Source organism: Bacteroides sp. (genome assembly GCF_030151085.1).
Classification (GTDB): domain Bacteria; phylum Bacteroidota; class Bacteroidia; order Bacteroidales; family Bacteroidaceae; genus Bacteroides.
On sequence record NZ_JASLER010000005.1, the window covers coordinates 61,956 to 77,563 of the forward strand.

Consider the following 15,608-nt stretch of genomic DNA (forward strand, 5'->3'; position numbering starts at 1 on the left):
TATTATTTATCCAACTCGACTTTAGAAATGCTTATTATCTCATCCAGCAATTTCAGCAATTGATGATTACCACTTTCAATACGGGTATTGAGTTCAGCCCGACGTTCCAAATCGTCGGTAAAAACCAATTCCTGTGCACATAGAATAACCTCTTTCAGCGGAACACGGATTTCGTCCCTCATATTAGCAACAAAAGCATTCTTGAAACGATCGGCTTCTTGTGCTTCGTGCATGGCAGTTTCCAATTCCCGTTCTCTGGCCATTTGTTCATCCATGTTAAGTATCATTTCGGCAACGATAATATGCCCTCTTTGAGGAACAAACTCCAAAGGTTGAATCATGTATCGTATGAAATGAGATTCACCCGTCTCTGTTTGTATTTGCAGACTTTCCAAGAAATGCCTGGACACTCCATAACGAACATTCTCTAAATAAGACTCCACCTTTTTGCGGTCTTCAGGTATCAGACATTGGTGAATGTGAGAAAAATCATTAGTACCCCGTTGTATATTCAATGTATCATACCAAGCGTCAGTTGCAAAGCCATGCCCGTTGACCAAATTATATTCGGCTATTCCAATCACTGCCTTATTCATAGCAAAATTCAACATATTGCAAATCTTCTCTTTTGCTTTTCTCTCGTTTTCAATATTCGTATTGTCAATAACAATAACCAGGATGTTATTTGCCTCTGTTTCTTCATCCACTATCAGACAACATTGAATACGGTAACAGTGCTCTTCCTGATAAAGCAGTCTACTCACCAATTCTTTGTTGAAAAGGGCTTCACGCATTTCATTATCTATAAATCCCGGATCAAAAAGCCGGAATTCGTTAGAAGTAGAACGAGTAAATCGCTTACAGAAAATATCTGTCTCGGCATTACGTTTCAATAAATTTCCATCTGTATCGAATAACATCAAACCAATAGGCATATTTTCATATACTACCTGATACTCGTCATATAAAGATTTATAGCGCTGAAACAATGCCTTCAAGTTATGCCGATACCGACGTGAATAGATTATTCGAAAAGTAACGAACGCCAACACTATGGCAATCAACAAAATAATAGATATAATACGTATATGACGCACAATAAAGGGCTGCGGCACATTTCGACCTATCACATTAGGTAAGTTCTCAACTGCCGAGTGCAAACCGGCATGCATCAAGGCAGTCTGATTCAAATAATAAGCAGCTTTTGGAGCAACACTATAAGAAAGGCTATCGGCTCCCCCCATCTCTATAAAACGAATTACTGCTTTTACAGTCTCATCGGCAATAGCAGAATAAGGAGAGAAATACCCGCCTACCGGGATATGCGATTGGTAGGTTTTATCACGTAACGTAAGAACTGGTACACGTACACAAGTAGGCACCGGCACACCATTAGTAACAAGTACCGATCCGGCAGGTAATTCTTCCAAAGTTTGTATCATAGAAGCGTCATTACTACGTTCAGTCCGCAACTCATAGAGAGAAATGCCCGAAAGATTACAGCTTTGTTCCAATTTCATTTTAGCATAAATATCGGCATAACTGCCATCGGAAAGAAAATATATTTTTTGCAAGCTGGGCACCAATGCAAAAGCCAGTTGCAGGGTTTGCAAGGTATAATCCGATTCAATAACGGCAGCTGTTTTTATAGTAGATGTAGAACTTTCTAAAGAGATAAAAGCGGTATCGGATAATTGCTTGTCCGGAAAGAAATTCTGATAATCTTTTAATACTTCTGCATGAACGCCACACAGTACAACCGGAACCTTCTCCCAAATACCCCTCAGATCCATGCTTCGATAAAGCATCCAGCTCTCATCTCCAATGAGTACCAACACTTTGGGCACATAAATTTTATTGCTTAACCTACCATAAGCAAAAGCCCCTTGCATGGCAAAACGGTCTGCTAAATAGGAAGTACGAGCTGCAATACCGGCATAAGTGATATTTACTTGTAGTCCTGTTCTTTTTGCTTCTAGGTTATTTCGAATTTCCTTTGCCAATGTGGTACTCCACTCCTGCTCATAAGAATAGGAATTCAATATCATGACAAATTCCGGTTTCGATGCCTCATCTTTGGAAGATTGAGCCAACATTACCGAAGGATACAACATATATCCAAGTAATAAAGCTACAACGAACCTGTACATTCTATAACATTTGTTGCAAATATAGACTTTATAATTGAATATTTTATCTCAAACGTTACTTTTTATTCACATAGGTTACTATATTTGATAATTCAAGAAATATCATGTATTTTTGCAAACCCAAATAAAAACAATGATAGACCAAGCCACCATAGACCGGATATTAGATGCGGCACAAATTACCGATGTCGTATCGGATTTTGTCACTCTGCGCAAACGCGGAGTCAACTATGTAGGTTTATGTCCGTTCCACGAAGATAAAACTCCCTCTTTCTATGTATCACCTGCCAAAGGGCTCTGCAAATGCTTTGCTTGCGGAAAGGGTGGAAATTCTGTGCACTTCATCATGGAGCACGAGCAGATGTCTTATCCCGAAGCATTGAAGTACCTAGCTAAGAAGTATGGCATTGAAATCAAGGAACGGGAACTCTCCAACGAAGAAAAGATTGTGCAGAGCGAACGCGAAAGTCTGTTCATTGTCAATAACTTTGCACGCGATTATTTCCAAAATATACTGCGTAACCATGTAGACGGGCGCAGCATCGGTATGGCTTATTTCCGTAACCGGGGTTTTAGGGATGATATCATCGAAAAGTTTCAGTTAGGTTATTGCACCGAAAGCCATGATGCTCTTGTACAAGAGGCTTTACAGAAGGGATATAAGAAGGATTTTCTTATAAAAACCGGACTTTGTTATGAAACGGACGATCATCGTCTGCGTGACCGATTCTGGGGACGCGTTATCTTCCCGGTACACACTCTTTCAGGTAAAGTAGTCGCTTTTGGCGGCCGCGTACTTGCCAGTGCCACCAAAGGAATCAAAGTAAAGTATGTCAACTCTCCCGAATCGGAAATCTATCATAAGAGTAATGAACTGTACGGCATTTATTTTGCCAAGCAAGCCATTGTGAAGCAAGACCGTTGCTTCTTAGTGGAAGGTTATACAGACGTTATCTCCATGCATCAATCGGGTATTGAGAATGTCGTAGCTTCTTCTGGAACAGCATTGACTCCTGGACAGATACGTCTGATTCACCGTTTTACCAATAATATGACCGTACTCTACGATGGAGATGCTGCCGGCATCAAGGCATCTATCCGAGGTATCGACATGTTGCTGGAAGAGGGTATGAACATCAAAGTCTGCCTTCTCCCCGATGGTGACGACCCGGACTCTTTTGCTCGTAAGCATAATGCTACGGAATTTCAGGAATTCATACAGAAACACGAAACCGATTTTATCCGTTTCAAGACTAATCTATTGCTGGAAGACGCAGGTAAAGATCCGATAAAGCGTGCTGAGTTAATTGGTAATCTGGTACAAAGTATTTCGATTATTCCCGAAGCCATTGTACGTGATATATATATCAAGGAATGCGCCCAATTATTGCGTATAGAAGACAAACTGTTGGTATCTGAAGTTGCCAAACGACGAGAAACACAAGCCGAAAAGACAGCTGAGCGTCTGGAACGTGAGCGCCGTTCTGCTGCTGCCAGCGCTGCTAATTCTGCTGCGGGAATTGGTGATAATGTGGCGCCCCCTTATCCTGAAGATGCAGCTTTTGCCGAACAAGCTGCAGGTCCAGATGGTAATTTTCCACCACCGGAATTCAACAATCTCCCACCTACGGAGGAATATGTATCTTTCATCCCGCAAGATGGCAAGGAAGGACAGGAGTTTTACAAGTACGAACGGTTGATTTTACAAATGATAGTTCGCTACGGCGAAAGAGTCATGTGCAATATTACTGATGAAGAAGGTAAAGAGACTCCTATCACAGTAACCGAATATATAGTCAACGATTTAAAGCAAGATGATCTTGCTTTCCACAATCCGCTTCACCGACAAATATTAACGGAAGCTGCGGAACGTATACATAATGAAGGGTTCACTGCCGAACGCTATTTTCTGGCGCATCCCGATACCACTATCAGCAAGCTGAGCGTGGAACTTATCAGTAATCGCTACCATTTAAGCAAATACCACTCTAAGAGTCAGAGAATCGTAACCGATGAGGAACGCCTCTTCGAATTGGTTCCTACTTTAATGATTAACTTCAAATACGCCATTGTCAGTGAGGAACTTAAGCATATCATGTTTGCTTTGCAAGACCCTGCTGTAATCAATGACGAAACGCAATGCAACAGTGTCATGAAACGCTATAATGAGTTGCGTGAAATAAAAAGTATTATGGCAAAGCGTTTGGGAGACCGAGTCGTAGTAAGCTACTAATTTTAGGAATTTGAATTATGACGAATCAGATTCATAAACTCTTCACGGGTCTTTGCCTGATTAAAGGCTCCGGTAAAATCTGAAGTAGTAGTAATAGAATTCTGCTTCTCAACCCCACGCATTTGCATACACATGTGTTTAGCCTCTACTACAACCATTACCCCCAAAGGATTCAAGGTTTCTTGAATACATTCCTTGATTTGTAATGTCATGCGCTCTTGTACCTGCAAGCGGTGAGAGAAAATATCTACTACACGGGCAATCTTACTCAGTCCGGTTATATAGCCATTAGGAATATATGCCACATGTGCTTTTCCGTAAAATGGAAGCATGTGATGTTCGCAAAGTGAGAAGAAATCAATGTCCTTAACAATTACCATCTGGCTGTATTCTTCCTTGAATTTTGCAGAGCGGAGTACTTCATGCGGGTCCACAAAATAACCCTTAGTAAGTGACAACATCGCTTTCGCTACTCGCTCGGGAGTTTTCTGCAAACCTTCGCGTTCGGCATCTTCGCCCAACAAAGTAAGAATACGATGATAATGTTCTTTTAGCTCATCCAATGAAGGAGATTCTATTTCTTCTTTTCCTAACATGATGGAATTTATAATTTATGATTTACCTCTTGACGATTATAGAGGGATATTGATTTGATCTTTTACAATGGAAACTTCTTTAAATACACCGGTAGCACGTAACTGGCGCATCATGGCATCTGCTTCTTCAATACTGCGGAAGTCTCCGGCACGACACAACCAACGAGGAAGATTGAAAAAAGTATATACCGTAAGATCAGGAAAGCGCTCTTTTACACGCGAAGCTACCGAATGAGCTTCGTTTTTAGCCTCACGGGTATTATTGCCTGCATACACCTGCAAACGAAATCCCGAACTCTTAATTACTTTCCGTTCTTCAGTACCGGCAGGAGTATACTCCGATCCGATTAATGCCCCGATACGGGCATCTTGATGGATGGTCACCTTACCTTGTCCCGGCACAGTGCGTTCCAAACTCTTCACAATATTATTCTGTGCTACAGAAAAAGTTGCAAAAGCAAAACATACAACTAAAAGCAAACCAAACCTCTTCATAAATTGAGAATTGAAAATTAAGAATTGAGAGTTACTAAATTGAGAGTTGAGAATTAAAAATTGAGAAACAGCTGCGCTTACACGCTGCATAGTATTTCTCAATTTTCAATTCTCAATTTTCAATTAATTAAAAGCGTCGATGATACCTTTGAAGTCAGCAACTTTCAAAGCAGCACCACCAATCAAACCGCCGTCAACGTCCGGATTAGCGAACAATTCTTTTGCGTTAGAAGCCTTGCAGCTACCACCGTAAAGAATAGAACAGTTTTCTGCAATTTCTTTTCCGTATTTAGCAGCAACCAATGAACGGATATATGCATGAATTTCCTGAGCTTGTTCAGCAGAAGCAGTCTTACCTGTACCAATAGCCCAAACCGGCTCGTAAGCCAAAACGATCTTAGAGAAGTCTTCAGCAGACAAAGAGAATACAGATGCCAACTGTGAAGCAACTACTTCATTTTGTTTTTCAGCTTCGCGTTCTTCCAATACTTCACCGATACAGAAGATCGGAGTCAGATTGTTTTCCAAAGCCAATTTTACTTTTTCTTCCAAGATAGCTACTGTTTCACCATAGTAAGCACGACGTTCTGAGTGACCTAAGATTACGTACTGAGCTCCTGTAGAAGCAACCATAGCAGCAGATACTTCACCGGTATAAGCACCAGATACCTTGTCTGCACAGTTTTCTGCACCTACACCAATCTTAGCAGCATCTACCAACGGAGTAACAGATGCCAAATGGATGAACGGAGTACAGATGATTACATCACAGTTAGGCTTTTCGTTAGCCAACGCTTCATTCAATTCTTTTGCAAGTGCAATACCCTCCTGAAGGGTTTTGTTCATTTTCCAGTTTCCTGCAACAATGTTTTTTCTCATTTTGTTTTATTATTAAAAGGGTTAATATATTTACGATTTTCTATTTACGATTTACTATTTGCGGCTGTTTGCCGTTTCTTCTCTCTTCGCCTTATGACTAGAATATCCAGCCCGATAACCATCATAAGCGGGATAATGAACCAAAGGAAAACGTAACCGATAGTGTTCAAGTCACTAACCTGCTTTTGTTTGCCTAATTCCAGTTTATCCAAACTGTCGGATAACACATACTCATCGGGCAGTTGGTTATCACTCCACTTATTCAGAATCGTTCCGTCCTTAATCAACATCAATCCAGGATTGGAACGAATAATCGTTTTCAGCGTAATGTCATCCATTTGGCAAAAAGGATATTCCGCACCGGTTTTGTCACGCCATAATTCTATTTCACTGTCAGGAGAGGAGGTCAGGGCATAAAAGCCGTAACCGTGCTCCATACTATAATCATATATCTCGTTGATAAGGTCAATATTGCTGTCATCCGCATTCTCTATGCGAGGGGCGACTAACAAGAAAGTATAGTCCTTATCCATCAACACGCTATCTGTGATATCTTCTCCGGTTTCCAGACTCTGCATTGAGAAGTCATGAATAGGAGGTTCATATCCTTTTTCCTTCAGTATGGTTCGCGTCTCTATATATTTCCAGGTACTATCCGGATAGTTTTCTAGAGTAAATTCCTGACGTTTACCGTTCTTTTCCATAATGAAGCGACTTTCGAATACGCTTGGTTTGGCACCTTTGGGGATTTCCATTGCTTCCCGAATGTTCGTTCCAATCTTATAAGGACGGAAATCAAGTATCGGCAAATGTCCCAGACAATAAAACGAAAGCACAAATACAAACAGGAACGTGTACATAGATACCATCCATTCCAGTTTTACTGTAATAAAGCGAATCAGTAGTTCTTTCCACTTAAAAACTGATATTGCGGCAATCAGCAACACAATATTCTTCCCGAATGTCTGCCAGTTGGTCAAAACCCAAGCATCGCCGAAACAACCGCAATCTGATACCGGATTAGCCAAAGCCAGATAGAAGGTCAACGGAGTCATTACCCCCATTAACAATAATGCCAATACCGATGCCGTATTCTTCCGAATGCCTAAAAACAAGAAAACACCTACACTGAATTCTACAGCCGACAATATGATGCCGATAAACAAAGGCAGGTAAGATGGAAACCAGGATATGATGCCAAAAGCCGTCATATAATCCTGTATCTTATAGAAAGAGCCTAACGGATCGACCGCCTTTACAAATCCGGAGAATATAAAAGTTATTCCCAGTAAAAAGCGGCAGGCATTAACCCAGACTTTCTGAATAATATGTAATTTCTCAGTCTCCAAATTCAAGCTTAATCAAACCGAATACGGAATAATTTATCATATCCATATAATTAGCGTCGATGCCTTCTGAAACCAAGGTTTGCCCGGACAAGCTTTCAATCTGCTTGGTTCTGTGAATCTTCATCAATATCAGGTCGGTATAAGAACTGATACGCATACTACGCCATGCTTCATCATAATCGTGATTTTTAGCAAGCATCAGGTCCAAAGAGATCTTAGCGTATTTGTCATACAACGTCAATGCTTCCTCATTCGTTATATCAGCAGACTCGGCATAACCTAGTTCCAACTGAATTAAACCAATGATTCCATAATTGACAATGGCAATAAACTCTGAACGGATTCCTTCGTCAACCAAAGTGACTCCTTTAGTTTCAATACTCCTTATACGATTGGCTTTGATGAATATCTGATCTGTCACGGAAGCCGGACGAAGAATACGCCACGCCGGACCGTAATCATGAAGTTTCTTGGAGAACAAATCACGGCAAATGGCGATGATATGTTCAAATTGCTGCTTGGTATCTTTCATATCCTTACAAATGAGCAGCAAAGGTAGGAAATAATTAAAGAAAAAAGAAAAGAGGACACTCTAAATTATATTAAAGTGCCCTCTTCTATAGAGATTGTTTACGTTTTATGAACAACGGAGTACCTGCCCCGGACGAAGAATAGTCTTACGTGTAATGCGGTTCAGTTTGCAAAGTTTATCTACAGATGTTCCCTGACGGGATGCAATTCTTCCTAATGTATCACCACTCTTAACCTTGTAGAATCTGCCTTCACCGGATGCCATGCTACGAGCCGTACCGGTAGAACCTTTCGTCTTCTGGAAAGTATAAGAATCAGCAACTATATCTTGCTTTTCAAAGTCAAACATAAGAGCGGGGTTCATAGGAATACCCAAGAAACGGGTTTCAAAGTGGAGATGTGAACCGGTAGAACGTCCGGTATTACCACCCAATGCAATAGGTTCGCCGGCTTTTACCAACTGATTGATATCTACCAATTGTTTGGACAAGTGTCCATATACAGTTTCTAATCCATTATCATGACGAATAACAACGTATTTTCCGTATCCACGGCGTCCCTGATTCTTGACTACCCGTACTTTTCCATCAAAGGCTGCGCGAATAGTATCGCCTACATACACTTTAATATCCAAGCCATAATGTCCTCTTCTTCTGCGGGGACGATAACCAAAGACATCGGTTATCTTGGTATTGGGGGTAGGCATACAGAAACCGGTCAAATCGAATGTATAGTTATCCGGGACAATAGCGTCTCCGTAAGCTTGTACAAACTCATTGTTCCAGTTAGGATATAGATCCAAACCCGGATACAAAGATTGTTCGGCACGGATTTGTTTCTGTAATGCAAGTGAATCTACACTCTTAAGTTTTCTGTCAATAGGGGCTTGACGAGCAATCAGGTCTTGAGAAAAAGAGTTCAAGCTCACCATTGCTGTCGCAGCTAATACAACTGTTTTAATCCAATTAAAATTCATTCGTTCGTCATTCTTTTCGATATTCGTTGCAAGCATTCTTGGCTAATCAAAACACCACTGTTTTCACGAATATCCCGATTGATTTTTTAAAAATTCTCCCAAAGGTAACGTTTCTCTCTGAAAAATTGCATCTGTTATTAACTATTTTTTCGGACGGGAAAGGCCACTAGAAGGTAGTAATCAGCCCTAATCCCTTATGAATAGGGAAAATACAGGCAAACATGTTTTACAACATAAAATGTAAATAATGCGTATGTTTAACCGTTTTTCAGCTAATAGCTGCCCAATTAACGTTCGTTTTTCTTAGTACTTTCAGCTGCCTCCAAAGCACTTCATTCTCAGGTAGAGTACCGCTAGGATCGACATCCACAACCTTTTGGGCAACTTCTCGAACGTATTGTAGTAACTGACCATCACGAGCAATATCGGCTATCTTCAAATCAAAGGCAATTCCACTTTGTTGGGTTCCTTCCAAGTCACCGGGACCACGAAGTTTCAAGTCGGCTTCTGCAATTTCAAAACCATCGTTGGTACGCACCATAATTTCCAAACGCTTCCTCGTATCTTCAGCCAGTTTATAACCGGTTACTAAAATGCAATAGGATTGATCGGCACCACGTCCTACACGACCACGAAGCTGGTGCAGTTGGGATAATCCGAAACGCTCTGCATTCTCTATGATCATTACCGAGGCATTCGGCACATTCACCCCTACTTCTATTACGGTAGTCGCAACCATAATTTGTGCTTCACCGGAAACAAAGAGTTGCATCTGCGCATCCTTCTCGGCTGGTTTCATCTTGCCATGTACCTTGCAGACCCGGCAATCGGGAAAGGCTTCGCAAATATGCAAATAGCCTTCTTCAAGGTTTTTCAAGTCTATCTTCTCGCTTTCTTTAATCAATGGATAAACCATATATATCTGGCGTCCTTCGGCAATTTGTTTATGTACAGACTGGTACATACTCGCACGGCGGTTGTCAAATTGGTGAATAGTGGCAATTGGTTTACGACCGGGAGGAAGTTCGTCTATAACGGATACGTCCAAGTCACCATATAGCGTCATAGCCAATGTACGTGGTATAGGGGTGGCAGTCATTACGAGTACATGAGGAGGTTGCTGATTCTTCGTCCACAAACGAGCACGTTGCGCTACTCCGAAACGGTGTTGTTCATCAATTACTACCAAACCTAATGAAGCGAAATTCACCGTATCTTCGATGACAGCATGGGTACCGATCAAAATCCGCACATCTCCCGTCAACAAGCCGGAAAGAATTGCTTCACGGCGTTTTCCTTTGATAGATCCGGTTAACAGTTCTACATGGATGTCCATACCGTACAGTAGTTCACGAATCGTTTCATAATGCTGATTTGCCAGAATCTCGGTAGGCGCCATCATGCATGCCTGAAAACCATTATCGAGAGCCATCAACATACTCATTAGAGCTACGAGCGTTTTTCCACTACCCACATCTCCTTGCAACAGACGATTCATTTGTTTACCGGAACCCACATCCCGACGAATTTCTTTCAACACTCGCTTCTGTGCATTCGTCAATTCGAAAGGAAGGTTACGGGTATAAAAGGTATTGAACACCTCTCCTACTTTCTCAAAGATATAACCACGATACTTCCGCTGGCGGTCTTTTGCATAACGGAGAATATTCAGTTGGATATAAAAGAGTTCTTCAAACTTCAGCCGGTACTCCGCTTTACGCAATAAGTCCGAATTACCGGGGAAATGGATATTAATCAGTGCCTCCGTCAATGGCATCAGATGATACTCATTCAAGATTGCAGGAGATAGCGTTTCAGGCAGTGGTTCCTGCAATTGCTGCACCACTGTATTCATCATCTTCTCAATCATATTCGAATTGAGAAAACTTCTTTTCATCTTCTCCGTCGTATTGTAATAGGGTTGCAAACCCATGGAAGACAATTTAAGTTCTGAAGCGAGGTCGATATCAGGATGGGCAATGTTCATCCGTCCGTTAAAAACGGTAGGCTTACCGAAGACGATGTATTCCTGATGTACTTTATATTTTCCGATAATGAATTTGATACCTTGAAACCAAACCAAGTCAACAACACCTGTGCCATCCGAGAAATGGGCAATCAACCTGCGTTGACGTCCTTCACCTGCGGTTTCAAAACTCAGGATTTCACCTTTCAACTGTATATAAGGCATCGTGCCGTCGATCTCCTGAATATAATAGATACGACTCCGGTCTACATATTTATAAGGGAAATAATAAAGTAAGTCATGCAAAGAGTAAATGCCCAACTCTTTATTGAGCACCGATGCACGTTGAGGTCCGACGCCCGACAAATATTTTATGTCTCGCGTAGTTAAATCGAACATGAATCAAGAAGTGCTGTAGCTATTTTTAAATCAAAAGGAGTAGTTATTTTTATATTTTCCCGATTGCCAGTAGTCAATATAACGGGGATACCCAAGGCTTCTACAACTGAGGCATCGTCTGTAAAATGAGGTGTATAAGGTTGATTATATGCTTGCTTCAATAGTTCCGCATCGAAGACTTGAGGAGTTTGCACTAGTTTATAATCATCACGATTCACAGTAACACTTCCTTCCCCTTCGATATGCCGAACCGTCTCGACCACATCAATAACAGGAATGACCGCCCTCTTTTCCGCAGCTAAATCGTAGCAACGTGAAATTACCTCTTGCGACACAAACGGACGAACTCCATCATGTACTCCTACCAAACCGGGAGTATTCACTAAAGCCAAGCCGTTTTTCACCGAATGGAAACGAGTTTCCCCGCCATCGACAATAGTATGTGGTACTAAAAGAAGATACTCCCGGCACAGCTGTTTCCAATAATCCTGTTGGCTGTGCGGAAGTACCAATATTATCTGTATCTCAGAGTTGTAGGTATAAAAAGCTTCCAATGTACGCATCAACACTGGTTTCCCTCCTATCGGAAGAAACTGCTTCGGGAGTTCAGTACCCATGCGCAAGCCTTTACCACCGGCAACAATAAGAGCATAGTTCATTTTAGTTGAAAGTTGAAAGTTAAAAATTGAAAGTTAATGAATGCACATGGCTTCTTTCAGTTCTTGCACTTTTTCTTTACCTCTCAGAAGTTCTACTATTGTCAATGCAAATTCCATTGCGGCAGATGGACTGTTTCCTGTAATGATATTGCCATCCTTTTCAACCGGAGCACCTGTATATTCAGCACAATCCAAGTATTGTTCAAAGTCTGGATAGCAAGTTGCTTTTTTGCCTTTCAGTAAACCAAGCTTTCCTAATATCATAGGAGCAGCACAAATAGCGGCAATCGGTTTATTCTGTGAAGCAAAATGCAAGATCAGTCTACGCAGGTCATCACATTTTTCCAAAGTTGCGGCACCCGGCATACCACCCGGCAATACAATCAATTCCGCATCATAGAAATCACAATTCACTATATTCTTATCACACAAAACCGGCACGTCATGAGCACCCGTAACAATTTCGTCAGGAGTTACAGAAATCATTTCAACATCCATTCCTGCACGTCTCAGCACATCAACGGTAGTAAAGGCTTCTATTTCCTCGAATCCGTCAGCAAAAAAAACATAAACTGTACCCATAGTTACTTCTCCTCTTTATTTTAGATTAAAATAATATGTTATTGTTCCCGTTTGGTTATTCAATCCGCCAACAGCATTGAACCGTGCTTTTTTAGCAGCATCTTCCGCTGCTTTACGCAAAGACGGATTCACTGTATTCGTTTGACGGTTGATACTGGTTGCAATTACTTGTCCGGCAGGATTTACGGTAATAGAAACTACTACCCTACCTTCGTCCTGTACATTGTAGACCGGACGCGGTAGTCCGCCTTCTCCTATAGAACGTCCACCAAGGTTAAATGTTCCATATCCTCCCGTACCGGATGTCGCTCCGGTAGGAGCATTGCCCGTAGGACTTCCCTGAATGCCTTGACCTTCGGTATTCCCTTTACTACCCATCTGAGCCCCTTTACCAAAAGCTCCCGAAACCCGTTTACGGGCAGCCTCTTCAGCTTCCCTGCGCTCCTTTTCGGCTTTTGCTTCCGCTAATTTACGAGCGTCCTCTGCTTTTTCAGCAGCAGTCTTTTCCGGTTTCTTTATCTCAGGTTTCTTGACTTCTTTCTTCTTTTTAGGCTCGGTTTTAGGTTTCAAGACAACAGTTTCTTCATCTTCCTGCGTTATAATATCCTGTTCGGTAGGTTCCTGTACATCAGGAGCTACCTCCTCAGGCATCACATCAACCTTTACCAAAGAAGGATCGGCATCTCCTAATGCATCGGGAACTTCTCCCAACATCACAGGTATACCACCTTCTTCCGATGGTTTGGGCATCGCAAATCCGACAAGTATCAGAAGGGCAATGATAGCGACGTGCACTAATAATGCCCCCACCATTCCTACGTATTTCCCTTTTTTCTTCTGATCCATCCTATTATGTTACTTTCCTTCCGGCGGGCGTGTAGCCAACACCATCTTGAAGTGATTCTCATTTGCAATATTCAGCACCTTTACGATTTCACGATATGGCACCGATTCGTCAGCATATAGGGCAACATACATTTCCGGTTCCTTTGCAGCACATTCCTGCAAGAAAGGAGTCAGTTCCTCCAAAGACAGCGTTCTTTCCTTATCATTGCCAAAAGCAGCGTAGTAGTTCAAGTCCTTATCAATAATGACTCTCGTCAACGGTTTGGCGGATGTTTGTTGCTTTCCTTGCGGTAATAACACCTTAATGGCGTTAGGTGATACCATCGTAGATGTTATCATAAAGAAAATCAACAGCAGGAAAATTAAATCCGTCATGGATGCCATGCTGAAGTTAGGCGATATTTTAGCTCTACGTTTTAACACGCTTCGGTTTAATTATTAATTATTAATCATCAATTACTTAGCCGGCTCATTCAATAAGTCCATGAATGCCATAGTCTTAGATTCCATCTTGTTGACTACTCCGTCGATCAATGTTACCAGGTAGTTATAAGCAAACATGGCAATGATGCCCACGATCAAGCCACCGACAGTAGTAATCATGGCTTCATAAATACCACCGGATAACATCGTAATATCAATATTATTACCTGCGTTTGCCATTTGCCAGAAAGCCCTCACCATACCCGTTACCGTACCAAGGAAACCAAGCATCGGCGCACCACCGGAAATGGTAGCCATAATCGTCATTCCTTTTTCCAGTTTGGCGACCTCAATATTACCTACATTTTCAATAGCAGCCTGTACATCGTTCACCGGACGTCCCAAACGACTGATACCTTTCTCGATCATACGTGCCGATGGAGTGTTCACGCTTCGGCAATAAGATATAGCGGCTTTTAATTCTCCACCCAGGATATAATCCTTGATCTTATCCATAAACATAGGATCTTCTTTTCCCGCCTTACGGATTACATAATTGCGTTCAAATAAGATGTAGAAACAAAGAACAGACATCAAACCTAACACAATCATGATCCAACCGCCTTTTACTGCCATACTCCATAGATTCATATCATCGGAAGCAGAGACTTGGGTCAATACAGGATTTGCACCTGCAATAGAATCGGTAAGTGCCGGAGCCACTTGGGCTAATAACAACATTGCATTCATTAGCGAAGACAGTTTTTATATTCCTGAATGGTACGTTCCAGTCCCAGATACAGCGCATCGCTTATCAGCGCATGCCCGATAGAGACTTCATCCAACCACGGAATGTTTTGATAAAAATAGTTCAAGTTCACTAAGCTCAAGTCATGTCCGGCATTCAAGCCCAGACCTAAGCTACGAGCCACTTTGGCAGCTTCTACAAAAGGAGCTATTGCTGCTTCCTGTCCTTTAAGATAAGCAGTTGCGTAAGGTTCCGTATACAGTTCCACCCGGTCGGCACCTGCTTTGGCAGCATACTCTATCATTTCTGCATCAGCCGAAACAAATACAGATGTACGGATACCGGCATTGTTGAATTCTTCTAATATCTCACTCAGAAAAGCAAGATTACTTTTAGTATCCCAACCGGCATTTGAAGTCAATTGTGCAGGAGTATCAGGAACTAAAGTCACCTGATGCGGTTTTACTTTCAATACCAAATCCATAAACTCCGGTGCAGGATACCCCTCTATATTGAATTCAGTACGCAATAATGGGCGCAAATCGTAGACATCTTTACGACGAATGTGTCTCTCGTCAGGCCGAGGATGCACTGTAATGCCATCTGCACCAAAGCTTTCACAATCTAATGCTACTTTCACAACATTAGGTACATCACCCCCACGAGCATTCCGCAAGGTGGCTATCTTGTTTATATTAACGCTTAATCTAGTCATAATTTGGTTTATAGTTTGGGACAAAAGTACAAATAATAGCGATATGTTGGCAGCATTCTAA

General features: G+C 41.7%; 15 protein-coding genes. 1 reads left to right on the top strand and 14 read right to left on the bottom strand.

Going from position 1 to position 15,608, the window contains the following annotated elements; genetic code table 11:
* Positions 1-2 precede the first annotated feature (2 nt).
* The gene (locus Q1W14_RS01505; protein WP_300698575.1) at positions 3-2,150 is read right to left on the bottom strand and encodes a hypothetical protein; all 2,148 of its coding nucleotides are present in this window, start codon (positions 2,148-2,150) and stop codon (positions 3-5) included.
* 133 nt (positions 2,151-2,283) lie between these two features.
* Between Q1W14_RS01505 and dnaG the strand changes: the two genes are divergently transcribed.
* The gene (gene dnaG / locus Q1W14_RS01510; RefSeq protein WP_300698576.1) at positions 2,284-4,383 is read left to right on the top strand and encodes a DNA primase; all 2,100 of its coding nucleotides are present in this window, start codon (positions 2,284-2,286) and stop codon (positions 4,381-4,383) included.
* Positions 4,384-4,385: 2 nt separating this feature from the next.
* On the opposite strand, the gene folE is transcribed toward dnaG, so the two are convergent.
* The 13 genes from folE to Q1W14_RS01575 all read right to left on the bottom strand — a co-directional run bounded on the left by folE (position 4,386) and on the right by Q1W14_RS01575 (position 15,547).
* Positions 4,386-4,979: a GTP cyclohydrolase I FolE gene (gene folE, locus Q1W14_RS01515; RefSeq protein WP_300698578.1), complete on the bottom strand. Its 594-nt coding sequence runs from the start codon at positions 4,977-4,979 to the stop codon at positions 4,386-4,388.
* A 36-nt stretch (positions 4,980-5,015) separates the two neighbouring features.
* On the bottom strand, positions 5,016-5,474 hold the full coding sequence (locus Q1W14_RS01520) for an SPOR domain-containing protein (RefSeq protein WP_300698581.1): 459 nt from the start codon (positions 5,472-5,474) through the stop codon (positions 5,016-5,018).
* Between the two features lie 123 nt (positions 5,475-5,597).
* On the bottom strand, positions 5,598-6,353 hold the full coding sequence (gene tpiA, locus Q1W14_RS01525; RefSeq protein ID WP_300698584.1) for a triose-phosphate isomerase: 756 nt from the start codon (positions 6,351-6,353) through the stop codon (positions 5,598-5,600).
* Between the two features lie 44 nt (positions 6,354-6,397).
* Positions 6,398-7,702: a BT_3928 family protein gene (locus tag Q1W14_RS01530; RefSeq protein ID WP_300698586.1), complete on the bottom strand. Its 1,305-nt coding sequence runs from the start codon at positions 7,700-7,702 to the stop codon at positions 6,398-6,400.
* Positions 7,692-8,234, bottom strand: coding sequence for a DUF1599 domain-containing protein (locus tag Q1W14_RS01535; protein WP_300698588.1), 543 nt, complete (start codon positions 8,232-8,234; stop codon positions 7,692-7,694). Before Q1W14_RS01535 ends, Q1W14_RS01530 begins: the two co-directional genes overlap by 11 nt.
* A 105-nt stretch (positions 8,235-8,339) precedes the next feature.
* Positions 8,340-9,209: a M23 family metallopeptidase gene (locus tag Q1W14_RS01540; RefSeq protein WP_300698589.1), complete on the bottom strand. Its 870-nt coding sequence runs from the start codon at positions 9,207-9,209 to the stop codon at positions 8,340-8,342.
* Between the two features lie 268 nt (positions 9,210-9,477).
* Positions 9,478-11,574, bottom strand: coding sequence for an ATP-dependent DNA helicase RecG (gene recG, locus Q1W14_RS01545; protein WP_300698591.1), 2,097 nt, complete (start codon positions 11,572-11,574; stop codon positions 9,478-9,480).
* Positions 11,562-12,233 (bottom strand): 2-C-methyl-D-erythritol 4-phosphate cytidylyltransferase, encoded by a 672-nt coding sequence (locus Q1W14_RS01550; RefSeq protein ID WP_300698592.1) that lies wholly within the window; start codon positions 12,231-12,233, stop codon positions 11,562-11,564. Before Q1W14_RS01550 ends, recG begins: the two co-directional genes overlap by 13 nt.
* Before the next feature lie 33 nt (positions 12,234-12,266).
* Complete coding sequence (locus Q1W14_RS01555) at positions 12,267-12,815, bottom strand: DJ-1 family glyoxalase III (protein WP_300698594.1); 549 nt, start codon at positions 12,813-12,815, stop codon at positions 12,267-12,269.
* A 15-nt stretch (positions 12,816-12,830) separates the two neighbouring features.
* Positions 12,831-13,661, bottom strand: a complete 831-nt coding sequence (locus tag Q1W14_RS01560; RefSeq protein WP_300698596.1) for a TonB family protein — start codon at positions 13,659-13,661, stop codon at positions 12,831-12,833.
* 9 nt (positions 13,662-13,670) lie between these two features.
* Entirely contained in the window at positions 13,671-14,045 is a 375-nt protein-coding gene (locus tag Q1W14_RS01565) for a biopolymer transporter ExbD (protein WP_294587604.1), read from the bottom strand.
* A gap of 72 nt (positions 14,046-14,117) precedes the next feature.
* Positions 14,118-14,834: a MotA/TolQ/ExbB proton channel family protein gene (locus tag Q1W14_RS01570; RefSeq protein WP_300698598.1), complete on the bottom strand. Its 717-nt coding sequence runs from the start codon at positions 14,832-14,834 to the stop codon at positions 14,118-14,120.
* A complete protein-coding gene (locus tag Q1W14_RS01575) occupies positions 14,834-15,547 on the bottom strand; it encodes a pyridoxine 5'-phosphate synthase (protein ID WP_300698600.1) in 714 nt (237 codons plus the stop codon). The genes Q1W14_RS01570 and Q1W14_RS01575 overlap by 1 nt, the downstream gene beginning before the upstream one ends.
* Between the last annotated feature and the right edge of the window lie 61 nt (positions 15,548-15,608).